Source organism: Sphingobium sp., from assembly GCF_035511395.1.
GTDB lineage: Bacteria > Pseudomonadota > Alphaproteobacteria > Sphingomonadales > Sphingomonadaceae > Sphingobium.
This window is the reverse complement of sequence record NZ_DATKFP010000053.1, coordinates 1-2,090: the sequence shown is the minus strand read 5'-3', so window position 1 is coordinate 2,090 and position 2,090 is coordinate 1. Positions and strand designations below refer to the sequence as shown.

Below are 2,090 nucleotides of genomic sequence, written 5' to 3'. Positions count from 1 at the left end.
GGCGTCGAAAAACTCGTGGGGAGTGGCCCAGTCATGCCGTGAATGGAGTATCTTGTCGAAGAGGATCGGCGCCTGCGGCTTCCATCCGCCACGGCGCATCTGGTTCATCGCCAGCCGCCCCAACGCGCCCTGCCCGTCATGACGCACATGCGATTCGCCATAGCCGCTGACGTCAGGCCGAGAACACAGGATGTTCGACAGTGCCGTCGATCCACAACGCATGTGAGCGAGGACGAAAAGGCAGTTCCGGTAATCCAGGCCGGGAGCGGAACGGCTCAACAGCCATCCGGCAGTGCGTTTGCCTGTTTCGCGAAGCGCGTGGATCAAGGCCGGCCTCCTCGAACCGGGAGCCGCCGATGCCGAGGAAAGGCGCGGAAATGCGCGCGATCACGCCCTTTGCGGTCCAATACGCCATTCACGATGAAATCCCCCTAAGGCCTATCCCTTGGTATAGCGCGATGCCCCTCCCCCTTGCCCGGCGAGATGCCTCCATCTTGGGCGAAGTTCGATTTTGCATTTGAGGGCGCGCCTCTAACCTTGCCCATCTCAGAGGCTGATAAGCTGATCTGGATATCGAAGGTATGCGGCAGCCGCGAAGAGGTCCGCACGCCCATCCGCCGGGAATTTTCGAATGACCATGACAACGAGGCGAAGGGAGGCTCCCGACGTCGCCCGCAGATACGGCTCGACAACGGCGCATCGCCCCGCCTCGATCGGCCGTCGTGATCGGCGCTTGCATGACGGCTAGCACGATAGGTCGCAGGATCGACCTGCGAACATCCGGCAGGCGAGGCTTCATGGCGCTTTTCGCGTTCGCGGCACGTTCGCTGCAGCAGGCGTCGACGCTGGTGATCACGTTGCTCGCCGCGCATTTCCTGCTGCCAGCGCAATACGGTATCTACAGCCTGGGGATCGTCTTCGTGATCCTTATCCAGACGCTAACCTACACGGGCTTCTACCAGTTCATCCTGACGTCCAAGGAAGACGATGCAGCCGTGCTGTCGACCTGCTTCTGGCTGATCGTCGGCCTTGTATCCGCTGCCTCCGCGCTTCTTGCGATCGCAGCCTATCCGCTGGAATGGCTGTTCGAGGCGGAGCACCTCGGCGGTGTCCTTGCCCTTCTCGCGCTCATCCAGCCGCTCGCGAGCGTCGGGGCGTGGTCTTCCGCCGCGCTGCTGCGCCGCCGCGCGATCACGCTCAATTTCGCGATCATGTTTACGCAGAACCTGGTTGCGCTCGTCGGCGGCGCCCTGCTGCTATGGTTCTGGCATTCGCTCTATGCGCTGGTGGCCTTCCGCTATCTGCGGGTGATCTCGGGTGCGATCCTTTTCGCGATCTTCGGACGGGACTGGCCCCAGATGCGGTTCCGCAAGGACCTCGCCTTGGCTGCGACGGCGTTCTCGGGCGGCCTCTATGGCTCGCGGATGCTGGGATTCCTGTCCCGATACGCCGGCGACCTGTTGCTGGGCCTGCTCTATTCCGCATCGGCCGTCGGCCTCTATCGGTTCGGCAACCGGGTGGCTACCGGCGCCACCGACACGCTCACCCAGCCCATGAGCAGCTTCGCCGCGACGCAATTCGGCTCTGCCGCCAGGCAGGGCACGGTACTGGCGGCGCCCCTCACCCGCTTCGCCGGCACCATCACACTGCTCACCGGCATGCTCGGCGCCGTGATCGTCGTCTTCGCAAGAGACGTGATCGCGCTGTTCTTCCAGCCGTCCTACATGGCCGCGCTGGTGGTCACCTATGCGATGGCGCTGCGCGGTGTCGCGGGTCTCGGACAGTTGCTCGTCGAGCCCGCCTTTTCCGCCCAAGGGCGGACGAGTTGGGTGATGATGTTCAACCTCGTGACCGCGGCGGTTTCGGTGCTGGCAGTGTTTTGTGCCTCGCCCTTCGGGCTGGAGGTGCTTGCGTGGACCCAGACGCTGGTGGTCCTGTGCTCCACCCTCTGGGCCTTCGCCCTGATTCGGTGGAAGGCACGGATCGACGTTTCGGGCGCGGTGCGCAACTTCACGGCCGGGCTGGCGCTGTCGATCGGCTACGGCGTCGTGCTCCATGGCCTGCGGCTGTTCGTATTCCCGGCGCTGCCG

Annotated in this window: 1 protein-coding gene and 1 pseudogene; one reads left to right on the top strand and one right to left on the bottom strand. The window is 64.1% G+C overall.

Annotated features, from left to right (window positions below; all coding sequences use genetic code 11):
* Positions 1-327, bottom strand: a pseudogene (locus VMR39_RS02990) (sulfotransferase family protein); the annotation flags it as partial.
* A 470-nt stretch (positions 328-797) separates the two neighbouring features.
* Here VMR39_RS02990 and VMR39_RS02985 point away from each other — a divergent pair.
* Positions 798-2,090 (top strand): oligosaccharide flippase family protein (locus VMR39_RS02985; RefSeq protein WP_325414195.1); only part of this gene is annotated, 1,293 nt, incomplete at its 3' end.